Below are 23,024 nucleotides of genomic sequence, written 5' to 3' on the forward strand. Positions count from 1 at the left end.
CTGAGCGAGGGCGCACGTTCTGGACTACCCCGAACGTTGACACCCGGTCCGATGCCAGGTCGCTGCCGTTTCCGTCAGGCGGAAGCCCTTCCCGGTCCGGAATCTCAGGAGGTCGTGCGGGTACGCCGACCGAGCTCGTCGGAGATTCCGTGCGCGGCCCGCATCAGCGGCTCCCGCAACCGGCGCGTACCGCCCGCGCCCTGCGCTGTGATCACCACCCCCAGGGCGGCGCTCACCGGCCCGACCCGCCCGATCCGTACGGGCGCGGCCACCGCGACCGTACTCTCCGACAGCTGCCGGTCGCTGACGCAGACGTGCTCGCGGCGGATCCGGTCCAACTGCGCCCGTAGCGCCTTCGGATCGACGACCGTGTGCGGGGTCCATGCCCGCAGCGGCGCGTCGAGGACCTCCTCCTGGATCTCCTGCGGCGCGTGCGCGAGAAGTACCCGCCCCATCCCTGTGGAGGCGATCGGGAAACGCGTCCCGACCATCGTCAGCAGCTCCACCGAGCGGTGCCCGGCGATCCGCTCGATGAATACGAGTTCCGTGCCCTCCCGCACCGCGAGCTGGATGTTCTCGTGTGTGACCTCGTACAGGTCCTGCATGAACGGCAGCGCCACATCGCGCAGGATCTGGGTGCGCGGGCAGCCCGAGGCGATCTCCCAGAGCCGCAGCCCCACGTGCCAGGACCCGTCCGCGGCCCGCTCCAGCACGCCCCAGCCCGCCAGCTCGGCCACCACCCGGTGCGTGGTGCTCAGGGCCAGCCCTGTGCGGTGGGCAATCTCCGACAACGTCTGAGATGGGCGCTCGCGGTCGAAGGCCGAGAGGACCTCCAGGACCTTTCCAGCCGCCGTGCTCCGGGTTGTGCTCACATCGCCAGTCTGTCAGACCGGTATTGAGGCACGTGGCCGCGCGCCGTACCATCTGCCGGACACCAAGGAGGCGATGTGGACCGAGGCATCTCCGGGCTGTCTTCGATGGCGACGCGGCCCGTACTGGTCGAGCTGTCCGAACACATTCGGCTCGCTCACGGGCTCTCTGTGCGTTTCGATTCCGCCGGCGGGGTCGAGATCGCGCGGCGGGTGCGCGAAGGCGCCGAGGCCGACCTGCTCGTCCTCTCCGACAGCGCACTGGCCGAGTTGGAGAAGGAAGGGCACATCCTCAAGGGCACGACGCGACCGCTATGGGTCTCCCAGGTCGTTGCCGCCGTGGCAGAAGGGACACCTGTTCCGGCGCTCGGGTCGGAATCTGACCTGCGAGCCGCGCTGACCTCCGCGAAGGGGATCGCCTACTCCACCGGCCCCAGCGGTACGGCCCTCAATGATCTGATTACCCGGCTCGCTCTCGACGACATGCTGTGTGACCGGCTCGTTCAAGTGCCACCGGGGGTGCCCGCAGGCAGCCTGCTGGCGTCCGGCCAAGCCGACCTGGCCTTTCAACAGCACAGCGAGTTGATGGACCTGCCGGGCGTCGTCGTCATCGGCCCGCTTCCAGGTGATACCGCCATCAGCTCGACGTTCAGCGGGGGTGTACTGGCCGCCTCCAGCCAGCCGAGCCTCGCACGCGAAGTCCTTGCCCTCCTTGGCTCCGACGCGGCATCGAGGGCCGCCCGTACTAGGGGCATGCGGCCGCCTGGGGACTAGGGTCTGTTGCGAGCGTGCTGGTCAAAGCCACTCGTTGATGGCTGCGACCAGCACTGTCGCCTCGTAGCGCCCAGCCAACTTGTCGTATCTCGTGGCCACCGTGCGGTGCCGTTTCAGCCGGTTGATCCGCACTTCACCGCGTGGCGCTCCTTGTGGTCCTCCTGGTTGAAGACCGGCGGCCGGCCGCCTCGGGAGCCGAGCTTCTTGCGGTTGCGGATCTGGTCGGCCTTTCCGGGACAGCGCATCCGATCCTGCGTCTGCGCAGGTAGGCGCGGTTCGCGCGAGAACCGTGGACTTTGTCGGGACGAACCCTGGACGGTTTGGTGTTCGGTCGTCCAGGACCGGTGCGGGGGGACGCGGATGCGCTCGAGGACAGGCTGGAACTGCGGACTGTCGTGCCGGTGCCTGGCAGTGATCAGCAGCGACTTCTGCCCCTGCTCGGTCGCGAGGTGGATCTTTGTAGTCAGGCCACCTCGGGACCGTCCGAGTCCATGGTCGTCCGGCTCGGTGTCGATCCCGCCGGGCAACTCGCGCCGCAGATCCCCTTCCTGCGCGCGCCGACGGCGTACTGATGGGCACGGCAGACAGTCGAATCCACGCCCACGTCCCAGGTGATCAACTCCTGCGCGTCGACTTGGACCTGTAGTCGCTCCAGCATCCGCTTCCAGGTGCCGTCGTAAGCCCGAACCGACGGCCTCCGTCATCGACACCCAGAGCGTCAAGACTTCCACCGACGTGCCCCTGACCAGCCAGGGAACCGACGCCGCCAAGAAGATCGGCGGACGGGAGTGAGGCATCCTGACCGACGCCATCGGCCTCATCCTCGCCGTGACCATCGCAGGCGCCGGCCTCTCGGAAAACGCCATGGGGGTACGTCTCCTCGGCCAAGCCAAGGAGACGTACCCGACCCTTGAGAAGAGCTGGGTCGACACCGGCTTCAAGAACGCCGTCATCGAACACGGCGCCACCCCCGGAATCGACGTCGAAGTCGTCAATCGCAACCCCGAGAAGCGCGGATTTCACATCGTGAAGAGACGCTGGGTCGTCGAGCGCAGCATCGGATGGATCATGATGCACCGCCGCCTCGCCCGCGACTACGAAACCCTCACCACCAGCTCCGAAGCCGTGATCCACATCGCCTCGATCGACAACCTCGCCAAGCGCGTAACGGACGAGACCACACCCGCCTGGCGAGGAACCTAATAAGAGATAAAGGGCGATTCGCCTAGATCGAAAGCCCTCTGGCGGGGAGCGGTTCAGGAGCTTGTGGGGCGCAGGGTCAGACCGTGGCCGAAGGCGTAGAGGGGGTCTGTGCTCTCCTGGGGTACATCGGGCCGGCCTCGCCGTACCTCGTCCATCGATCGGGGCAGCTGGAAGGGCAGATGTCCCTCAGGGGTTGCGTTGCCGAAGAGGACGTCCAGGATCGCCTCGTCGTCGGCGCCGTAGGCGGCCAGTAGTGCCGCGCTGCGGTCGGCGATCTCGGGGATGACCGCTGGGCGTTCGAGGTGGATGACGACGATGGTGGGCACCGTGTCGAGCAGGGTGAGGATCTTCTTCAGTTCGTCCTCGGGGAAGTCGAGGCGGCCGGCGTGGAAGAAGGATTCGAAGAGTCCGGGCCGGGGCTCGAAGGGAGTGTTCAGGCGAAGGACGGCGAAGTGTGCTTCCGCGGGGTCGGACGTGATGTCGGCGTACGGAGCCGCGGCGGCCGGATCCATGTTCTTGACGTAGAGGCGGGGCCGTCCGGTGAGGGGGAGCAGGGCGGTGCCGGGGATGACTTCGTTCTTGAGGACGGTCACGGAGCGGCGCTGGGCGGCGGCGCCCGCGGCGCGGAAGTCGGCGCGGCCGACGGTCTTCTCGGCGTGGTCGGGGTCGACGAAGCGGCGGTCGTCGAAAAGGCCGAGCCGGAACTTCTCGGCAAGGAGCCTGGCGACGGATGCGTCGAGGCGGGATTCCTGTAGGCGCCCGGCATGGACGAGTGCGACGACGAGTTCGGGGCAGCGTTCGCCGCCGAACTGGTCGACTCCGGCGTGCAACGCCTTGAGCAGCCGTTCTTCGGGGGTGAGGTGCTCGACGCCCCATGCCCGGGCGGGGTGGGGTTCGCCCATGATGTCGTTGTCGGTGATCAGGCCCCAGTCCGCGACGACGAGGCCGGTGAAGCCGAGCTGTTCGCGGAGCAGGCCGGTGATGATTCCCTTGTTGAAGCCGAATCCGACCTCCTCGTGCTCGGTGCCGACGGGCGTGCCGTAGTACGGCATGACCTGGGTGGCGCCGGCTTCGATGGCCGCCTTGAAGGGCTGCAAGTGGTATTCGAAGCGTCCGCCTGGGTAGACCTGCTCGCGGCCGTAGCCGAAGTGGGGGTCCTCGCCGTCCTTCTGCGGGCCGCCGCCGGGGAAGTGCTTGACCATGGCGGCCACGCTGTCGGGGCCGAGTTCTCTGCTCGGTCCGTGCAGGCCGGTGATGTAGGCGCTCACGAGGCGTGAGGTCAGGTCCGCGTCCTCGCCGAACGTGCCCGGGATGCGGGACCAGCGGGGCTCGGTCGCCAAGTCGATCTGGGGGTGCAGGGCGACGCGGAGGCCGACGGAGAGATACTCGCGGCGCACGGTGTCGGCGTAGGAGCGCACCAGCTCCGGGTCGTCGAGGGCAGCCAGACCGAGGGGCTCGGGCCACTGCGAGAACGGGCCGGCCATCATCGCGGTGCCGGGGTTGTCGGTGAAGGAGTGACGCGGGTCGGTCGAGAGGGTGACGGGGATGCCGAGCCGGGTCTGCGCGGCGAGTTCCTGCAGGTGGTTGTGCCACTGGGCCATCTCGCGGGGGCTTCCCGCGCCGAGGAGGTTGAAGTGCGACATGTACTGGCCGGTGACCATGATCCGGGCGGTGGTGCCGCCGGGGGCCCTGGCGGGGTCGTCGGCGAGGGTCCCGTTCTCGCCCATCGTGACCATGGTGTGGAAGAGCTGGCCGGCCTTCTCCTCCAGGGTCATGCGTGCAAGCAGGTCCGCGACGCGCTGCTCGACACTGAGCTGAGGGTCCTGGTACGGCAGGGGTGAGGCGGCTGCGGGGTGGGGGGTGGTCACGAAGGGTCTCCTTCTTGCTGCGATGAGCGGCTGCCTGTTCAGGCCAAGGGCTCGTCGGTGGAGTGGCGTGCTGACGGGAGAAACGGGCGGTGCCGGATACGCCAGGGGGTGGCCCTTGCGTATCCGGCGGGGTTCAGCGGTTGGACGTGGCCTGTTCGGTGGTGCCGGTCTCGATCTGGTCAGGCCGAAGAACCCTGGGGATGAGGAACGACAGCAGGAGAGCGATACCCATGCAGGCGGCGAGGGTGAAGTAGGCGTTGCTGAGCGCGTCGTCCGTGTAGAAGGCGGTGCCGTTGAGGATGTTCCGGTCGCTGTTGAGCGCGGTGAACATGAGCTGGGTGGTGAGGGCGTTCATAAGGTTGGTGAGCATGACGGCCATGCCGCTGGCCACGCCCTGTTCCCGGTGGGAGACCACCCCGAGGAGGAGGATGCCGGCACAGGAGAGGACCAGGCCGGCGCCGATGTTGGTCAGACAGCCGGCGAGGATGATCTGCAGTTCGTTGTGGTGGAAGAAGCCCTGGGCGATCAGACCCGCGGTGGTGATCACGAGTCCTGCCCGCCAGGGGAGACGCGGGTCGACCTTCCGGGTGAGAAGGCCGGCGCCCACGCCGACCAGGATGACCAGGAGTCCTGCCGGGGTACCGACGACTGCGGTGTGGGTGCCTGACCATCCGAGGCCCGAGGAGGCACCGGGGATGTAGGGGTAGAGCGCGACGAAGACCACCATGGTTCCGGCGCTGAAGAAGGTGCCCTGCGCGATCGCTGAGCCGGCCAGGACGGTGGAGACTCCGGGGCGGGCGAGCATGCGCACGTCCAACAGAGGTTCCGCCACTCGCCGCTCGACGACGACGAACAGCACGGCGAGAACTATCGCGGCAGCTATCAGGCCCAGGAAGCGGCCGTCGGTCCAGCCCCATGTCCCGCCCTGCCCCAGTGCGTAGACGAGGACGGTCGCGCTGCTGCCCAGCAGCAGGCCGCCGGCCCAGTCGAAGTGAACGCGCTCTTCGGTCGGAGGGATGTCGGGCACGAAAACCAGGACCAGGAGCAGACCCAGCGCGATGCCGCCACCGAGCGCCCAGAGCACTCCGTGGAAGCCGGTGTGGTCGAGGAGCCAACCGGCGACGAGGGGACAGACGACCAGGACGATGCCTGCCGAGCTGCCGATCAGGCCGGTGGCCAGGCCGACGTACCGGGGAGGGAAGACGTCTCGCGCCGAGGCGTACACAAGAGCGGCCATGGGTCCGTAGAGCCCCGCGATGGCACGGCCGACGAGCATGATCTCGAAGGAGGGCGCCAGGACGACGACGAGGTCGCCGATCAGGCCTGCGACGAGGATCGCGAGCATGACGCGCTTGCGGCCGAAGAGGTCTCCGGCTTTGGCCACGAACGGGGTGGCGAGCGCCACTACCAGAGCGTAGATCGTCATGAACCAGGCGATCTGTGTCGTCTGGAAGTGCTGAGCGATGGCCCCCTGGGAGGTGGAGGTGAACACTCCGGCCACGGTGAGCATCTGGGCCGGCCAGAGCATGGCCAGAAGGACCATGGTCAGCCGGGAACCCAGACGGGTGCCGTGTTCGGAGGTGAGGCCCGCCGTCGAGGCGGGAGGCGGGGAGGCCGCAGGAGTACGCGTCATCGCGTGTCCTTCCGAATGGGGGCGGCACCGCGAGACCGGGTTCCGCCCAGTGCCACAGAAGTGGCTGGAAGTGTTCAGATGCCGTGCACCGTAACTTAAAAACCGAGTTGGTTACAGGTTTTTAACAGAGTGACGCAGGTCACGATTCCGTCACATGCTCTGGTAGCTGATTTGCTTACGCAACTCACATGATCATCTGCGGTGAGGCGCTGGGCTCGACCCTGCCGCCGACCGGGGTGACGGCTGCGCAAACGACCGCGCCCCGGCGCGAAAGCGGTGTGGATCCGCTTCCCCGCCGGGGATGGGCTGCATTGAGAAAGGGGAGTTCGGCCGGACCCGGCCTATGGCTGGCGTCTAGGTGGCGAGGTCACCGGCCGGCGAGGTCGCCGTCCGTACGCAGCATGAACAAGAGGCTGCGGTGGCAGTCTGCAGAGACGTTCTGTGCTGTAGCAATCAATTGTCCTGTCAGGGAGGGCTTGGCCTGGACGATGGCTACGGCGTCGGCCCGTGGTCGGGTGATGAGTACTGCCTTCAGAAGCTCGGTTCCCAGATCGACGTGGCCGGATCTGAACAGTTCACCGGCCAGTTCTGCGACGGCAGCTGCCGGGAGGCCGGCGGCCAGGCGAAGGCTATGGCCGGCGTGAGCGGTCCGGCCGTGCGTCTTGAGCGCCGCCGAGGTCCGAGCCTGCTCCCCTGGGCACAAGGAAGCCAGCTCCCACAGGAGGTCCGGGATCTCCATGTCCTGGCCGCTCTCCTGGAGCGCGTCGATCAGCGCGACGACGTCTTCGGGCGACGCGGCAGCGGCTGCCGCCAGCAGTGCATGCGCCTCTCCGGACCTGCCGTCCGCGCGTAGGGCCCGGAGACGGCGAGCGGCATGCCGCGCCTGCTCGACCATGTGGCGCGGCAGCTCTGGGATGGCAGGCCTCTGGGCTTGGGGCGAGGGTGCGGTCGAGGGCACCGTCGGTGCTGCAGCACCGAAAGCCAGCGCGGCCAGGGCGGCGCTGGCTCTGCGCCCTATGCGATCTGCACTCGCCGGCGATGGAGAGGGGCGATTCTCGGCTGCCCGGGTGGGCTGCGGAAGCGACGCCTCGCGCGCGGGGTCGGCCGGCGCGCCGCCGCTTGGGCGGATGCCGGTCAGGCGGGATGAGTCCGCAGGGGGTGCGGCGGCTTTCGCAGGGCTGTCGGCGGCGGACTGCTGGACGGCGGCCATGTCGGCTTGCGCCACCTCTTCGTGCAGCGCCTGCAGGTGATGGCGCCATGGCGTGCTGTCCCCGCAGTGCCACTCGTAGTCGGTGAGGAGAAGATCCACCGTCTTCCAGGGGGGCAGTCGATACCCGTCGAGGTACGCCTGCAGGAGGAAGGGGCGGTGGTTCGTGAGTGCCTGGAGGGCCCCTTGGTCAGGCGGCAGCTGACTCGTGAGTTGCCGTAGGAGGCTGGTGAACTCGGCGCGGGGATCGTGTGGCAGGGGCGTCATGTCGCCTTCAAGGTCACGGGAAACGGCAAGTCACGTTCAGTCCGATGGCGCGCTGTCCTTCGGTGTCGGGCGGATGCTGGCATGGGAGCGCAGGAGCCGCCCGCCCGTGGTGTGCGGCTTGACGCCGCAAGGACGGGCCGACACTAAACTAAAAACAGACTCAAATGTAAGGTTTTAGAGAAACTTCGCACGTCCTGGATGGGAGTACGACGTATCCTCATCCTCATGTCCAGCGCCGCCGAGTCGTCCGCCACCCCTGCCCGCCGCACCGCCAAGCAGCCCCGGACCCGCCGCCGGACAGGAACGTACGCGGCTGCGGATGAGCGGCGCCGTCTCATTCTGGAGACGGCGGTCGCCCACTTCGCCCGCAAGGGGTACCAGAACGCTTCGCTGCAGAAGATCGCGGTTGATGTGGGCATTTCCCACACCGGGCTGATGCATCACTTCGGCAGCAAGAGCGAGCTCCTTCGCGCGGTGCTGGAGACCCGCGAGACGCAGGCGTTCGAACAGTTCTACTTCCGCCTGGACCCCGAGGCTCCCGATCCCGTCGAGCTGTTCCGGCTCATCGCCGAGCAGACCCGGTTCAACGTCACCCAGCCGGGCCTCATGCAGATGTTCGCGCTGCTGTCGGCTGAAGCCGGTGCGGACGACCATCCGGCCCACCTCTACTTCCAGCAGCGTTACGAGCGCGTGCTGAACATCATCGCGAAGACGATCACCCACGGTATCGAGACCGGAGCACTGCATCCCGGCATCGACGCACTGGCCGTCGCCCGCGAAATGCTCGCCGTCGCGGACGGCCTGCAGATCCAGTGGTCCCTGTCCGATGGGGCCTTCGACTTCCTGTCGGCCCACCTCGGGTACCTCGACGCCCTGTGCCGGCGGCTGACCGTCGACCAGAGCGGCCTGCCCTCCTGATCGCTGCGCGGCCGGATCCCCTCAGCTGCGTAAGCGCTCGACGGACCGTCGGGCGCGGGCGACCAGCCCGAACCGTCGGCGAGGCGCCGAACCGGGTCAGGGTGGGGAGGCCCCCGGGCGCTACGGCCTGCCTTGTCCAGGCGTCTGAGACGGCGCAGCCCGCGTCGTGACCGCGACCCCCTGCAGGTCCGAGCAACGCCTGTCGCTGTCACCTGAGTGGAGCCGCGCAGGGCTCTTTCAGGGCCCCGCCTGTTGCTTTCGCGTCCGGCGCGGCCCTGGCGTCTGCCGCTGTTGCTATCGGACCTTCGTGCGGGTGTCTGAGGCCCGGGGTGCACTGTCCGACCCGCGCGGGCAGCCAGAAGCGCCGCAGACAGGCAAGACTTCGATCACCCCCATCCAGCCGACGTCAGGCCCCTGGCGAGCGGCCTCTCCGGCGCGCCGTGGCGCACCCGAATAGGGATGATTTGCTATGTCCTATGACGTTTTCCGCAACCGCGAGTAGGCCCCTTCTCGCTCTCGGTGCGCGCGCCCGCCCGGCCAGGGATCGAAAGGGCCGGGGGTTGACATGCCCGATCCCGCTTCGTAGCTTGAGATGCATGTCCAATCAATCGCGCATAAACATTCAGAGTCCGTCCAGGGGCGAGCCGGTCTTCGGCGCCGGGGTCTGGCATTTCGCGACCTATGTCGACCGCTATGCCACGGACGGATACGGCGAGCAGCGCACTGTCCTGGACGCCATCAAGCTCGCCGGCTCTGTCGGTGACCTGTCCGTGCTCGACCTGAACTGGCCCTTCCCTCCCGGCGGCATCAGCACCGCCGAGGTCCGCGACGCCCTGGCCGAGCAGAACCTGCGGGCCATCGCCGTGACGCCGGAGATCTACACGGGCCAGTTCGCCAAGGGCGGCTTCACCAACCCGGACCCTGTCGTGCGACGGCAGGCCATAGACCTGGTCGCGGCCTCCGCTCAGGTGGGCCGTGAGCTCGGCGTCGACTACATCAAGATCTGGCCCGGCCAGGACGGCTACGACTACCCCTTCCAGGCCGACTACAGCGACCTGTGGACGAAATCGGTGGATGCGCTGCGCGAGCTCGCCCAGTCCTTCCCCGGCCTGAAGTTCGCGATCGAGTACAAACCGCGTGAGCCGCGGAACCGGATGTTCTTCTCCTCCGCGGCCCGCACGTTGCTCGCGATCCAGGACATGGGTGTGGACAACGTCGGCTTGCTCCTGGACTTCGGCCACTCCCTGTACGGCGGCGAGACTCCGGCCGAGGCAGCCCGGCTGGCGATCGCCCGCGACAAGCTCTTCGCGATCGACGTCAACGACAACTTCCGGGGCTGGGACGACGACATGGTCGTCGGTTCGGTGCACCTGCTGGAGACGTTCGAGTTCTTCTTCGCCCTTGAAAACGCCGGCTGGCAGGGCGTCTGGCAACTCGACCAGTTCCCCTTCCGGGAGGACCCCGTCGAGGCCGCCCGCACCGGTATCCGCACCATGCGCGCCTTCCACCAGGCGCTGACCTACCTTGACCAGGAAGAACTCGCTGCCGCCCAGCTTGCGCAGGACGCGCTCGGGGCCCAGCGAATTGCGAAGCGAGCGCTGTTCCGCGCCCTCGCGGAAAGCGAGTGCGCGTGACCACCACCCTGGATATTCCGGCGCCGCTGCGGTCTGACGAAGCCGCTGCCCGGCTCTATCACCAGCGCAGTGCGCGGCTGCGTGCGATGTCCTCCGCCGAGGCCGCCACGGAGCTGGCCGAGATCTCGACCGCCGTGCGCCGCGACATCCTGACCACCATCCAGTCCGCCGGACTGGGACATGTAGGTGGTGACCTGTCCGTCACCGACCTGCTGGTCACGGCCATGTGGGGGACCCTGCGGATGCATCCCACCGACCCCTCCCACCCGCAGCGCGACCGGTTCGTGCTGAGCAAGGGCCACTGCGCCGCGGCCCTGTACTCGACACTGGCCTCCTGCGGATTCTTCCCCCGGGCCCGGCTGAGCGAGTTCATGGCTCCTTTGTCACCGCTCAACGGCCACCCCGCCCGCCTCAAGGTCCCTGGCGTGGAGACCAACACCGGACCGCTCGGCCACGGCTTCCCGGTCGCCACCGGTATCGCTCTCGGCGCGAAGCTGCGGCACGAAACCTGGCGGACCATCACCGTGCTCGGTGACGGGGAGATGCAGGAGGGCAGCAACTGGGAGGCCGCCATGACAGCCGCCCATTACCGTCTGTCCAACCTGACGGCCGTCGTGGACCGCAACCGGCTGCAGCAAGGCGCCCGGACGGAGGACACCACGTCCCTGGATCCGCTGGACGCGAAGTGGGCGAGCTTCGGCTGGGAGGTCCGTGTCATCGACGGGCACGACCACCAGGCCATCAGGGAGGCGTTCGCACCGTCGACGACGGGACGTCCCGTCGCGGTGATCGCGAACACCCTCAAGGGCAAGGGCGTGTCGTTCATGGAAGACCGCGTCGAGTGGCATCACAAGGTGCCCACCGACGATCAGGTACGTCTCGCGCTTGAGGAGCTGAGCTAATTGACCACCCTGGCCACCCAGGCCCCCACCTTCGACTGCCGTGTGGACTTCGCCGACGAACTCATCACGCTGGCCCGCGCGGACGAGCGGATCGTGGCCGTGTGCAACGACTCGGTCGGCTCCAGCAACCTGACCAAGTTCCGTGAGGAGTTCCCTGACCGCCTGATCAACGTGGGCATCGCCGAGCAGGACATGGTGGGTGTCTCCGCCGGCCTCTCCAACGCCGGCTTCATCCCCTTCACGTCCGCCGCCGCCCCCTTCCTCACCGGCCGCGCCATGGAACAGATCAAGGCCGACATCGCCTACACCCACCGCCACGTCGTCCTCTGCGGCCAGAGCCCCGGCATGGCCTACGGCGAGCTGGGCCCCACTCACCACTCCATCGAGGACCTGTCCTGGATGCGCGCCGTCCCGGGACTGGAGATCATCGTCCCCGCGGATCCGGCGCAGACCCGAAGCGCCGTGCGCTGGGCCGCCGTATCAGGCAGGCCGACGTACATCCGCGTGCCCCGGTTCAAGGTGCCGGCCGTCACCCCGGACGACGCGCCGTTCGAAGCCGGGCGGGCCGTACGCCTCGCCGAGGGCACCGACGTCACTTTGATCGCGGTCGGCACGATGGTCTCCCGCGCGCTGGAAGCCGCCGGCATCCTCGGGCAGGAAGGCATCTCCGCCCGCGTGCTCAACATGACCTTCGTCGAGCCGCTCGACGTCGCCGCCGTAGTGGCCGCCGCACGGGAAACCGGTGCCGTCGTCACCGCTGAGGAAGGTCTGCTCTCCGGCGGCCTGGGCGCCGCCGTGGCCAAGGTCATCGTCGAGACCCACCCGGTGGCGGTGCGCATGCTGGGCGTGCCGTCCTTCGCCCCGACCGGCAGCGCCTCGTTCCTGCTCGACCACTTCGGTCTGACCGCCGACGGCATCGCAGCCGCCGCGCGCGACGTCCTGGGACGAGTGTGATGAAGCCGCACGTTCTCGCCATCGACCAGGGCACCAGTTCCACGAAGGCATTGCTCCTGAACACCGCGGGCGATGTCGTCTCCCGGGCTGAGGCGCCCATGCGCCAGTTCTTCCCAGGGCCCGGTCTGGTGGAGCAGGATGCCCTGGAACTGCTCAGCAGCGTGCGCACGGCCGTAGCCGCGTGCATGAAGGACACCGACCCGCACGCCGTGGCCGGTGTGGCCCTGAGCACCCAGCGGGAGTCGGCCGTTCTGTGGGAGCAGGCCACCGGAAAGCCTGTAGCGCCGCTGGTCAGCTGGCAGGACCGGCGTGGCGCGGAGCGTGCGGCCCGCCTCTCCCGTTCGGGGATGGGCCCGGAGATCCGCCGGCGTACGGGCCTCCCGCTCGACCCCATGTTCTCCGCTCTGAAGATGGCAGACCTGCTCGACCGGCACGACCCCACCCGCGCACACAGCCGGGCCGGCACCTTGCGCCTTGGCACCGTGGACGCCTACCTGCTGCACGTGCTGACCGGCGAATCAGTCACCGAGATCGGCAACGCCTCTCGCACCCAGTTGCTCAACCTCGCCACGGGAGACTGGGACGAGGAACTGCTCGACCTGTTCGACATCCCGCGCGCATCGCTGAGCCGGATCGTTCCCTCCGCCGCCTCCTTCGGAGCTGTGCGCGGGCTGCATCCACTGACGGACGGCACACCTGTGCTGGCCGTGATGGGCGACTCCCACGCTGCGCTGTTCGCCCACGCGGGCTGGCGGCCAGGAACAGTGAAGGTCACGTACGGAACCGGCTCCTCCGTCATGACGATGGCACCCACGCCGGACCCCACGGAACTGGTGTGCGGCACGATTGCCTGGTACACGGACCGCCCGACGTACGCCCACGAGGCCAACATCCACTCCGCCGGGCGCACGCTCACCTGGCTCGCTGAGGTTCTCGGCACCGAGCCGGCGGAACTCATCCAGCTCGCGACCGACGCGGACGCGGGGGACGTGACGCTGGTACCGGCCTTCGGCGGTCTCGGAGCGCCTTGGTGGGACGCCGAGGCCGTGCCCGTCCTCGCCGGGTTCACCCTGGGCAGCGGCCGCGCCGAGTTGGCGCGTGCGGCGCTGGAATCGGTCGCGTTCCAGGTTCACGACGTTCTCGCTGTCCTGCCCGGCCTTCAGCAGGTCGTCGCCGACGGTGGTCTGACCCGCAGTGACACGCTCGTGCAACTACAGGCCGACGTCTCCGACGTCCCCGTCGCCCGCGCCACGCACCACGAGCTGTCTGCCGCAGGTGTCGCCCAGCTAGCAGGACTCGGACTCTGCCTCTGGACGACTGACGACCTGGAAAAACGCGCGGACAACAACCTTCAGACCTTCACACCGAGCTGGGACGACTCGCGGCGGAGCGACACGGTGGCGCGCTGGCACCGACACCTTGCAGCCGCTCGCAATCTCGGAGACCGCGTACGGGGCGCCGGGACATGAAGGTGAGCGGTCAGCCCTGCGCGTTGTTCCCCGACGCGAACAGGCCCATGTACGTGCCGGTCAAGGTGGGAGGCGGCTCCGATTCCCACTTGTCGCCGGCGTCGAAACGGTACGCCGCAGGAAGTCTCAACCGGGCTCGGCGAGCTCATAACCACGACGATAAGGTGTTCCATGGCGAGGACGAGCGCCGCGGCGGCCATGGGGAACACGGACGGAGGAACAGTGACGACGACGCCCGCCACTCCTGCTCCTGACCATCTGCGGCTGCTGGTCAAGGTGGCCCGGATGTACCACGAGCGCGGACTCCGCCAACCTGAGATCGCGGAACACCTCAGCATGTCTCAGCCTCGCGTGTCCCGGCTTCTGAAGGAAGCGGCCGACCGAGGAGTGGTTCGCACCGTGGTGGTCTCCCCCGAGGGAGTTCACGCGGAGATCGAGGAAGCCCTCGTCGAGAAGTACGGTCTGCGCGACGCCGTCGTGGTCGAGGTGGAAGGCACGGGTATAGACGTCATCCCCGCCCTCGCGGCGGCGACCGCCACCTACCTGGACGCGACACTCAAGGGCGGAGACGTTATCGGCGTCTCCTCCTGGAGCGCTACCCTCCTCGAATCGGTCAAGGTCATGAGGGCCAGGACATCGGCTCTGGCCCACCAGGTCGTGCAAATGGTCGGCGGCTCTGGCAGTCCCGAAGTGCAGCTGCACGCCACCCGTCTGACCAGCCGTCTGGCGGAGCTCTCCGGTGCACGTCCGGTGTTCGCGCCGTCGCCCGCGTTGGTCGGGAGCCAGGAGCTGCGCGATCTGTTGTCGCACGAACCGGCGATGACCGAGGTCATGCAGGCGTGGTCCAAGCTGACGTTGGCCCTCCTGGGCATCGGTGGTGTGGATCCCTCACCGCTGCTGCGCAGTTCGGGTAACGCCATCACAGCCGCGGACCAGAGGCAGCTCGGGAAAATCGGCGCCGTCGGCGACGTCTGCGCTCGCTACTTCAACGCCGACGGTGCTTTCGTCCGCGCTCCCTTCGACAATCGGCTTATCGGAATCGAGCCCGACCAACTACTCGCGGTAGAACGCCGTATCGGGGTGGCCGGCGGGACGGAGAAGACGGCTGCCATCCGGGCGGCCGTACGCGGTGGATGGGTCAACATCCTGATCACCGACTTCGACGTGGCTCGGAGCCTGCTGAACGACTGATCGCCGCACGGCGCCCGCCCTCGCCAACGGGACGAGCACGGCTACGGTGACCCGGCCGGACTGGAGAACCGGCCGACCACAGCACCGATCCATCCGCGTCACGAAGGCGTTCGATCGGCCCACTCGACCCGCTCCACGTCTACGGCCCGGCAACTTCCCCAAACCCGTATCCCCAAACGGTTCCGGTGCACGCCGTCTTCCGGCTGCGAAATTACCGTGTGGTGCCGCACCGATACCGGTCGGCATCTCTGTTCGCCCGGGAAAGCAATGAGCCTTTTCAAACCCGGCATCCGCAATGGTCAGTGCACTGTCGTTGATCGGCTACCCGAGTCCAGCACAGGCTTCTGCCCAGGTCTTCACCAGTTGACTGGCGCCTCCGGGGAGTTGCTGCGAGGCCCTCCGACTGGCAGGTGCCTCAGGTTGGAAAAGGCTCAATATCTCAATTCGACCCGCGCCCAGCCAGCCTGCGCGCACAATTTCGTCCCCCTAGGAGACTCCGATGTCTTTCGGTCCCCACACCCCACTTGCTGACCTGATGGCCGAGAAGGAGGCTGCAGCCGTCCTGGAGCGTCATCTGCCCGGCATCCTGGACATGCTCGACTTCGCTGTCCTGCCGTTCATTCCGCTCGGCGCGATGCTGGGGCACAACCCCCCACTCGGGCAGTCCCTCGCGGACCTGGGCGCGCTGTGGAAGGACCTCGCCGGGGTGGTGCCCACGAATTCCCACGCGCGTATCGCGCTTCAGGAGGCGCCGCACGAGCCCGGCGCGGACTACGAGTCCGTCCAGGTCCCCCGGGCGTCGGCCAAGGTGGCCGAGGCGACCGGAGCCGAGAAGTGGGGGGTCGCCGAGGTCGTGCTGCAGGGTCCCAGCCACGGCAACCCGTTCATCGACGTCGAGCTCGACGCGGTGTTCCGGCGCGCAGGCTCGCAGGACGTCCGGGTCGGCGGCTTCTACGACGGAGAGGGAACCTACCGTCTCCGCTTCCAGCCCCCCGAGACCGGGACGTGGACGTTCGAGACCCGGTGCAACGCCCGCTCCCTCGACGGGCTGACCGGATCGTTGGAGGCCGCCGCGGTCTCGGCGGGAAACCGCGGCCAGGTCGCCGTCGACGACACCTACCATTTCGCCTACCAGGACGGCACCCGGTACCTCCCGCTGGGCACGACCGCGTACGCCTGGACACACCAGACCCCTGAGCTGCAGACGGCCACGCTTCGAACCCTGGAGGAATCGCCCTTCACCAAGGTCCGGATGTGCGTCTTCCCGAAGTCGTACTTCTTCAACACCGAGGAGCCGGCTCTCTTCCCCTATGTGCGGAACGGGGACGGATCCTTCGACTTCAGCCGCTTCGACGTCGCGTTCTTCCAGCACCTGGACCGGTGCGTCGAACAGCTCGGAGCGATCGGGGTGGAGGCGGACGTAATCCTCTTCCACTGCTACGACCGGTGGGGTTTCTCCGCCATGCCAGCGTGGGCGGACGACCTCTACACGAAGTACGTGGTGCGACGGCTCGCCGCGCACCGCAACGTGTGGTGGGCGCTGGCCAACGAGTACGACTTCCTGCCGCATAAGACCGCGGACGACTGGGAGCGGATCGCGTCAGTATTTGGGGCGGACGACCACGCCGGCCATCTGACCTCGATCCACAACGGCGTGCAGTTCTTCGACCACACGCGACCCTGGATCACGCACTGCAGCATCCAGAGGGTCGACACCTACCGAACCGCCGAGAACACCCTTGAGTGGCGGGAGGCATACGGCAAGCCCGTCGTCATCGACGAGTGCGGCTACGAGGGCGACATCGACCTCGGCTGGGGCAACCTCAGCGCACGCGAACTGGTGCGCCGGTGCTGGGAGGGCGCCATCCGAGGAGGCTACGTCAATCACGGTGAGACTTACTGCAACGAAAGGGACATTCTGTGGTGGTCGAAGGGCGGCGCACTGCACGGCGAATCGGCCGAGCGATTTGGCTTCCTGGCCCGCATCACCAGTGAAGTCCCCAGCGGCCGCATCGAACCCTTGCCCTCCAGCTGGGACGTGGTGTGCGGTGGTGACAGCGATCATCAGATCATCTACTTCGGCTTCAGCTGTCCCGCCTTCCGTTGGATCCAGCTTCCCCCCAACACCCAGTGGGACGTCGATCTTGTCGACACCTGGAGCATGACCGTCGAAACGCAGATGCAGGCGGCTCAGGGGCGGACCAAGGTGGATCTCCCGGGTCGCGAGTACATGGCGGTACGCCTCAGGCGCGTGCTCGGCGACGCCGACAGCTGAGCCGCTGACTCCCTCGCGGAGCGTCGATGGCTGACTGTTCGACCCGCCTGCCGCCCAACAGGCGGGCCTTTCGCGGCGGATCGTTCCACCTTCACCCGAAGTACGTCACAAACTCACGGCAGTCCTTGTCCCTGCACCAAGTGCAGTGGTCTCCTTTGCCCGCCGGCCGGGCACGGGGGGTCTGTAAAATGAGGGGCTCTGTTCCGTAGTCGGTGGTGACGATGTGTGGGGGGACTCGTTGACATGACATGCTTGATGTCAACTCCCTTGTGGGAAAGGTGTTTCCGGGCTGTCAGCGTTGGTCATCGCGGAGGTAGTGGATGACGGCGAGGTGATCCGGGTGGCGGCCCGGACCAGGAATGGCCCTTGGTCTGCCCGATGTGCAGGGTGCTGACGGGGAAGGTGTACGGGTACCACCGGCGTACCGTGGCGGATGTGCCGGTCGACGGCCGAAAGGTCGTGGTCCACGGCCGGGTACGACGCTTGGTCTTCCGGGTCCTGGGATGCCGGCGGCAGACCTTCCGTGAACAGGTCCCCGGGCTGATGGAGCGCCTTCAGCGCCGCACCACGCGCCTGACCCCGGCAGACCGCGAGTCCCACCGCCCGCGCGGACGCTCCGGTGAGGGCGCAAGCCGCACTGCTGGGGCGCCAGCCGAGTTCGTCGGCGGTCGCCCTGAGGGTCGCCCGGGTCTGCGCGGAGACGCCCGGCCGATCGTTGATGTCGTACGACACCGCGACCTTGGAGACACCCGCCCGCTGCGCGATGTCTGGGATTGTCGGCCGCTTCATCAGCCCACTCCTGTACACACGCAACCGGTTCGCTCTGCCGGGGCCGACCCTACCCATCGGCCGTATGGGGGGGTGCCCCTATGTGTTTGGTCAAGGTCCAAGGCCAGTAGGTTCGTGCGGTCAGGGGCGGGCCGAGCCGTAGGGGTGTGCATGGGTGATAGCCAGGTCACGATCAAGCTCACGAGTGACGAGGCACTGGTGCTGTCGCACTGGCTGGAGAAGCTCCAGATGACGGACCTCAGCCGCGTTGTCGACGATCCGGCGGTCTGGGCGCCGATTCATCGGATTGCCGGAACGCTCGACAAGGCACTTCCTGAGCTGTTCGCGCCTGATTATGACCAGCGGCTTGCGGCTGCTCGGCAGCGGCTTCGGCCGGAGGGCTGATCGAGCGGTCCGGACTCCTCACCTGGCCGCAGTGGGTTGGGGCTCGTAGAAGGTGCCGTCGCGGAGCATCGCGAACAGGACGTCGGCCCGGCGTCTGGCGAGGCAGAGCAGGGCCTGGGTGTGGTGCTTCCCTTGGGCGATTTTCTTGTCGTAGTAGGCCCTTGATGCCGGGTCGCCGAGTGCGGCGAACGCGGAGAGGAAGAAGGCCCGTTTGAGCTGTTTGTTTCCTCTCCGGGAGGGCTGTTCGCCGCGGATCGAGGAGCCCGAGCTCCGGGTTGCCGGGGCGAGCCCTGCGTAGGCGGCGAGGTGGCCGGCGGTGGGGAAAGTGCTGCCGTCGCCGACCTCGATCAGGATGCGGGCTCCGGTCCTGACGCCGATGCCCGACATCGAGGTCAGGACCTTGGAAAGAGGGTGGGCCTCCAGGAGTTCCTCGATCCGCCCGGCCAGCAGTTTCCGCTGGTCAAGGACAGCGGCCAGGGATCCGGCCAAGCTCGGGACGATCAACGCGGCAGCCTCGGTGCCAGGGACCGTCACGGTCTGCTCGTCCAGGGCGGCGAAGATCTCCTCGACCAGGCGCTCGGCCATCCTCGGGGCCTTCGGCTGCAGCAGCGTGACCAGTCGCCGTCTGCCGGCCTTGCGTATCTGGTCCGGGGAGCCGAACCGTTCCAGCAGCGTGAGGATGGCCGGGTGCTGCAAACGCGGCCCCAGCACCCGTTCCAGCGAGGGATGGATCTGGGTCAGCAGGCCGTGCAGCCGGTTCGCGACCCTGGTCGCTTCCCCTGCGAGGTCGTCGTCGAACCCGACGATCATCTCCAGCTCGGCGATCGTCTCGTCCTCGCCGTCGATCGCCCGCAGCGTGTGGGGCATCGCGCGGGCCGCGTCCGCGATGATGAACGCGTCCCTCGCGTCCGTCTTCGCCTCACCCGGGTAGAGGTCGGCGATCCGCCGCATCGTCAGCCCCGGCAGGTAGGCGACCGGGCAGCCCATGTCCCGGGCGACCGCCAGCGGCAGGGCGCCGATCGAGGCCGGCTGGTCGACCACGACCAGCACCGTTCCGTGCTTGGCCTGGAGTTTCGCGAACAGCTCGCGGAGCTTGGGCTCGGTGTTGGGCAGGCGCTTGTCGAACGCCTTCTTGCCGGCCGGGGTGACGGCGGTGGCGTGGTGTTCGCCCTTGCCGACGTCCAGGCCGAGGAAAACGTCGATGGTGCTGGTGTCGAACACGTGCAGGCCCCTCCATCACGCTTTCATCCGGCCTTGCCTCGGCACCGAACTGCCACATCCACGTTACGGAGAGCTGTTCCGGTCTTGGGTGAAGCCGGTGCTCAAGCCCCTCATCAGCGGTCCGTCGATGCCTCCGGACCCGGTGACACCACCCCCCCGGATCATCAACAACAGGAGGGGGAAGTCATGCCGGACCCGAAGGCCGGAGGCCCCATTGCGGAGCCACGAAAAAGGTAACGGGGGGGGGACCTGGTGTGTGCCCGGCGCTTAGGCCGGTTCGGGGGCCAGGCCCTGCTCGCGCAGCCACTTCAGGTGGATGCGCGGCGTGGACCCGTAGCCGCCGCCGTGGTCGGCGAAGCGCCACACCGTGATGTCCTTGGCCCCCGCGTAGCTGTGGTAGGCCGCGAACACAGTGGAGGGCGGGCAGATCGGGTCCATGAGGCCGACACTGAACAGGGCGGGGGCAGTGGCGCGGGCGCCGAAGTGCAACCCGTCGAAGTGGCCGAGGGTGGCGAAGGCATGGTCTGGCGACTCGCGACTGTGCCAGCGCAAGTACTTGGCCAGCTCCATGTACGGGCCCTCGGAGGCGACATCGGCGCCGCGCCGGTAGTGACACAGGAACGGCACGTCGGACAGGACGCCCGACACCGCGTCCCCGGAGAGGCCCGCGACGGCCAGGGCGAGGCCACCACCCTGGCTGCCACCCTGGACGACGACACGGTTCTCGTCGACGTGCGGCAGGACGCGTGCGGCGTCCACGGCCCGCACGCAGTCCGTCATCAGCCGCCGGTAGTAGTGGTGGTGCGGGTTCTCGATGCCGCGCGTCATGAACCCCTCCACCCACTGGGTTCCCGCGCCCTCGCCCCGGTCGGGCGTCTCGTGTCCCTGCCCGCGGCTGTCCACCACCAGCTGGGCGTACCCGGCCGAGGGGAACAACAGGTGGTCCGTGGGCACCCCTCGGCCGCCGCTGTACCCGGCGAAGGTGACCACCGTGGGCAGTGGCCCCTTGGCCTGGCGGGGCACCAGCAGCCAGGCCGCAACCGGCTCGCCGCGCCAGCCCGGGAAACGGACGTCGTACACGTCGACCGTGTTCAGCAGTGTGTCGTAAACCGGCCGCACGCTCACCTCACCTTCACCCTCGGCCGCGCGGGCCTCTGCGAGGGTCGTCGTCCAGAAGGCGTCGAAGTCGGGCGGCTCCGGCACCTCCGGGCGGTAGATGTGGAGCTGGTCGAGCGGAAGGTCGGTGAGCGGCATGGCGTACTTCCAGGGATGAATCGGTCAAGCGCACAGGGCGCCGACACTAGTTGGCCGTCTGGTCGGCGGTCGAGGCGCCGCGGTGTGCCGCGATGAAGCGCCGGTACCAGCGGTAGCTGTCCTTGGGGGTGCGGCGCAGTGTCTCGTAGTCGATGTGGACGAGTCCGAAACGCTTGCTGTAGCCGTAGGCCCACTCGAAGTTGTCGAGCAGGGACCACACGTAGTAGCCGCGTACGTCGACACCGTCGGCGACAGCGCGGGCGACCGCCGCCAGATGGTCGCGCAGATAGCCGACGCGCCCCTCGTCACGCACGGTTCCGTCGGCGGGCGCCGGGTCCTCCTCCGCGCTGCCGTTCTCGGTGAGGAAGAGCGGCGGGAGCGCGGTGACGTACTGCTCCTTGAGCGTGACCAGCAAGTCGTGCAGCGAGTCGGGCACCACTGGCCACCCCATCGCGGTGCGCCGGACGCCGGGGATCGGCACGGCTTCGAACCGGTTGTCCATCGCCGTACGCAGAGCAGCGTCCGGCTCCCGGTAGGGAGCGGCGCGCACCACGGAGGGCGTGTAGTAGTTGATGCCGAGGAAGTCCATGGGAGTGGAGATCAGTTGGAGGTCACCGTCGCGGCGGAAGTCGGGGCGCGCGACGAGTTCCTCCCAGGTGTCGCCCTCGCTGTCTGGGTATCGACCGCGCAGCAGCGGCTCCGTCCATACGAGATTGCGCTGGGTCTGCGCGCGCAGGGCGGCCCCGACATCGCGCGGGTCGGCGGAGGCGGGTGTGATCCGGTCGAGGTTGAGGGTGATGCCAGCCTCGCGGACGCCTGCCGCCCGCAGTGCCTGGAGCGCCAGACCGTGCCCGACCAGCAGATGGTGGGCGGCGGCGAGCGCGGGTCTGCCTTCCTGGGTGCCGGGGGCGTGGTGGCCGTCGGCGTGGCCGAGGAAGGCGCTGCACCACGGCTCGTTGAGGGTGATCCAGCGAGGCACCCGGTCGGCGAGCGCGGTGGCGAGCAGGTGCGTGTAATCGGCGAACCGCTCGGCGGTCTCCCGTACGCGCCATCCGCCTGCGTCCTCCAGGGCCTGCGGCAGGTCCCAGTGGTAGCGTCAGGGCCGGTTCGATGCCGGCATGGAGGAGGCCATCCACCAACCTGTCGTAGAAGCCGATGCCCTTGGGGTTGGCGGGCCCCGAGCCGGCGGCCTGGATGCGCGGCCAGGAAACGGAGAACCGGTAGGAACCGACGCGCAGTTCGCGCAGCAGCGCGATGTCCTCGGGGTAGCGGTGGAAGTGGTCACACGCGTCGTCGCCGGTGTCGCCACCCCGGACACGGCCGGGCGTACGACAGAAGGTGTCCCAGATGGACACCCCGCGGCCGTCCTCTTGGGCGCCCCCCTCGATCTGGTAGGCGGCGGTGGCAGCGCCGAACACGAAGCGAGGCGGCAGGGAAGAGAGTGCAGTCACCGGTCGATCCTTAACCGATACATTGAGTTTGTACAGGAGGAATGAATGGCAAATTCGAGAATCTGCTAAACCGAAACTAAACTAGACCAAACGCTGGACAACGTTGTCAGACTCGGGGCGGTGGTCGGGTGGAACGGGGCGGCGGGCTCCGGGGCCTCATGAAGGGGCGGATCGTTCTGTACGCGGTCCTGGACATTGGTGGGACGAGGGCGGCAGGCGCGCTGGTGGACGGAGCCGCGGGTTCCTACAGGCTGAAAAGCGCGGCCTGGGCGGTGCCGAACTCCCTCCGGCTGAGAACTAACTCGTTCATGGTCTCCGGGCCGGCCAGCCCCAGGACGGCCTTGTCAGCGAAGTTCAATACCATAGAGCCGTCCGCGACTCCGAGCTCAGCGCGGCGATCAAGCGCGCGCCCTTGTCCGGCATGGGCGGCTTCTCCTGGAGGGAGGAGCGCGTCGCCGAGTACGGGAACACTGGCCCGGCAAGCACCGAAGGCCCCCACCTGACCGCCGCTCAGGCAGCGTCCCAAGAAGTCGCGGACCGGCTCGGCGCCTGTGCCTCCGTGACGATGTCGTGCGACGACCGGGAGCGGGGCTCGCGAGCGCGGAATTTGCGGTTGGTCCCTTCACCGTCTCGAACCGGTGCTCGGCCGCCGCGGAGGTCGGCGCCACCGGCTTGCGGCCCGTCACATGAACCCATGCTGTTCAAGGGAACGCCGACGCGCGGGGCCCGTCCGGACCGCGCGTCGGCATGCGGGCGGTCCA

General features: G+C 68.1%; 17 protein-coding genes and 4 pseudogenes. 12 read left to right on the forward strand and 9 right to left on the reverse strand.

Going from position 1 to position 23,024, the window contains the following annotated elements:
* Nucleotides 1-104: 104 nt before the first annotated feature.
* Nucleotides 105-872 carry an IclR family transcriptional regulator gene (locus ACH4KB_RS35035; RefSeq protein ID WP_398070663.1) on the reverse strand — a complete coding sequence of 256 codons (768 nt, stop codon included), beginning with the start codon at nt 870-872 and terminating at the stop codon, nt 105-107.
* Nucleotides 873-947: 75 nt separating this feature from the next.
* Here ACH4KB_RS35035 and ACH4KB_RS35040 point away from each other — a divergent pair, with 75 nt between their 5' ends.
* On the forward strand, nt 948-1,643 hold the full coding sequence (locus tag ACH4KB_RS35040; RefSeq protein ID WP_398070665.1) for a substrate-binding domain-containing protein: 696 nt from the start codon (nt 948-950) through the stop codon (nt 1,641-1,643).
* Between the two features lie 113 nt (nt 1,644-1,756).
* Here the strand turns inward: ACH4KB_RS35040 and ACH4KB_RS35045 are convergent, their stop codons facing one another.
* Complete coding sequence (locus ACH4KB_RS35045) at nt 1,757-1,888, reverse strand: hypothetical protein (RefSeq protein ID WP_398070667.1); 132 nt, start codon at nt 1,886-1,888, stop codon at nt 1,757-1,759.
* 204 nt (nt 1,889-2,092) lie between these two features.
* Between ACH4KB_RS35045 and ACH4KB_RS35050 the strand changes: the two genes are divergently transcribed.
* Entirely contained in the window at nt 2,093-2,215 is a 123-nt protein-coding gene (locus tag ACH4KB_RS35050) for a hypothetical protein (protein ID WP_398070669.1), read from the forward strand.
* A 103-nt stretch (nt 2,216-2,318) separates the two neighbouring features.
* Nucleotides 2,319-2,846, forward strand: a pseudogene (locus ACH4KB_RS35055) (transposase); the annotation flags it as partial.
* 53 nt (nt 2,847-2,899) lie between these two features.
* Here ACH4KB_RS35055 and ACH4KB_RS35060 read toward each other — a convergent pair.
* The 3 genes from ACH4KB_RS35060 to ACH4KB_RS35070 all read right to left on the reverse strand — a co-directional run bounded on the left by ACH4KB_RS35060 (nt 2,900) and on the right by ACH4KB_RS35070 (nt 7,656).
* Nucleotides 2,900-4,714 (reverse strand): glycoside hydrolase family 3 protein, encoded by a 1,815-nt coding sequence (locus ACH4KB_RS35060; protein WP_398070671.1) that lies wholly within the window; start codon nt 4,712-4,714, stop codon nt 2,900-2,902.
* A gap of 133 nt (nt 4,715-4,847) precedes the next feature.
* Nucleotides 4,848-6,347 (reverse strand): MFS transporter, encoded by a 1,500-nt coding sequence (locus ACH4KB_RS35065; RefSeq protein WP_398070673.1) that lies wholly within the window; start codon nt 6,345-6,347, stop codon nt 4,848-4,850.
* Between the two features lie 367 nt (nt 6,348-6,714).
* On the reverse strand, nt 6,715-7,656 hold the full coding sequence (locus ACH4KB_RS35070; protein ID WP_398070675.1) for a hypothetical protein: 942 nt from the start codon (nt 7,654-7,656) through the stop codon (nt 6,715-6,717).
* A 390-nt stretch (nt 7,657-8,046) separates the two neighbouring features.
* Between ACH4KB_RS35070 and ACH4KB_RS35075 the strand changes: the two genes are divergently transcribed.
* The 8 genes and pseudogenes from ACH4KB_RS35075 to ACH4KB_RS35110 form a co-directional block, all read left to right on the forward strand.
* On the forward strand, nt 8,047-8,739 hold the full coding sequence (locus ACH4KB_RS35075; protein ID WP_398070677.1) for a TetR/AcrR family transcriptional regulator: 693 nt from the start codon (nt 8,047-8,049) through the stop codon (nt 8,737-8,739).
* A gap of 596 nt (nt 8,740-9,335) precedes the next feature.
* Complete coding sequence (locus ACH4KB_RS35080; protein WP_398070679.1) at nt 9,336-10,373, forward strand: sugar phosphate isomerase/epimerase family protein; 1,038 nt, start codon at nt 9,336-9,338, stop codon at nt 10,371-10,373.
* Nucleotides 10,370-11,275 (forward strand): transketolase, encoded by a 906-nt coding sequence (locus tag ACH4KB_RS35085; protein WP_398070681.1) that lies wholly within the window; start codon nt 10,370-10,372, stop codon nt 11,273-11,275. The genes ACH4KB_RS35080 and ACH4KB_RS35085 overlap by 4 nt, the downstream gene beginning before the upstream one ends.
* Nucleotides 11,276-12,229, forward strand: a complete 954-nt coding sequence (locus tag ACH4KB_RS35090; protein WP_398070683.1) for a transketolase family protein — start codon at nt 11,276-11,278, stop codon at nt 12,227-12,229.
* Complete coding sequence (locus ACH4KB_RS35095) at nt 12,229-13,698, forward strand: glycerol kinase (RefSeq protein ID WP_398070685.1); 1,470 nt, start codon at nt 12,229-12,231, stop codon at nt 13,696-13,698. Before ACH4KB_RS35090 ends, ACH4KB_RS35095 begins: the two co-directional genes overlap by 1 nt.
* 222 nt (nt 13,699-13,920) lie before the next feature.
* Nucleotides 13,921-14,889 (forward strand): sugar-binding transcriptional regulator, encoded by a 969-nt coding sequence (locus ACH4KB_RS35100; protein ID WP_398070687.1) that lies wholly within the window; start codon nt 13,921-13,923, stop codon nt 14,887-14,889.
* Nucleotides 14,890-15,388: 499 nt separating this feature from the next.
* Nucleotides 15,389-17,164 carry a DUF5605 domain-containing protein gene (locus tag ACH4KB_RS35105; protein WP_398070689.1) on the forward strand — a complete coding sequence of 592 codons (1,776 nt, stop codon included), beginning with the start codon at nt 15,389-15,391 and terminating at the stop codon, nt 17,162-17,164.
* Nucleotides 17,165-17,453: 289 nt separating this feature from the next.
* Nucleotides 17,454-17,744 (forward strand): annotated as a pseudogene (locus tag ACH4KB_RS35110) (transposase family protein); the annotation flags it as partial.
* Here ACH4KB_RS35110 and ACH4KB_RS35115 read toward each other — a convergent pair.
* A pseudogene (locus ACH4KB_RS35115) lies at nt 17,744-17,953 on the reverse strand (LacI family DNA-binding transcriptional regulator); the annotation flags it as partial. The pseudogenes ACH4KB_RS35110 and ACH4KB_RS35115 sit on opposite strands and share 1 nt — an antisense overlap.
* A gap of 150 nt (nt 17,954-18,103) precedes the next feature.
* Here ACH4KB_RS35115 and ACH4KB_RS35120 point away from each other — a divergent pair.
* Complete coding sequence (locus ACH4KB_RS35120; protein WP_398070691.1) at nt 18,104-18,337, forward strand: hypothetical protein; 234 nt, start codon at nt 18,104-18,106, stop codon at nt 18,335-18,337.
* An 18-nt stretch (nt 18,338-18,355) separates the two neighbouring features.
* Here ACH4KB_RS35120 and ACH4KB_RS35125 read toward each other — a convergent pair whose 3' ends face one another.
* The 3 genes and pseudogenes from ACH4KB_RS35125 to ACH4KB_RS35135 form a co-directional block, all read right to left on the reverse strand.
* On the reverse strand, nt 18,356-19,558 hold the full coding sequence (locus ACH4KB_RS35125) for an IS110 family transposase (protein WP_398070693.1): 1,203 nt from the start codon (nt 19,556-19,558) through the stop codon (nt 18,356-18,358).
* Nucleotides 19,559-19,825: 267 nt separating this feature from the next.
* A complete protein-coding gene (locus ACH4KB_RS35130) occupies nt 19,826-20,812 on the reverse strand; it encodes an acetylxylan esterase (RefSeq protein WP_398070695.1) in 987 nt (328 codons plus the stop codon).
* Between the two features lie 46 nt (nt 20,813-20,858).
* Nucleotides 20,859-22,263: pseudogene (locus ACH4KB_RS35135) on the reverse strand (GH1 family beta-glucosidase).
* Nucleotides 22,264-23,024 lie beyond the last annotated feature (761 nt).

The organism is Streptomyces sp. NPDC017520 (assembly GCF_044329855.1).
GTDB lineage: Bacteria > Actinomycetota > Actinomycetes > Streptomycetales > Streptomycetaceae > Streptomyces.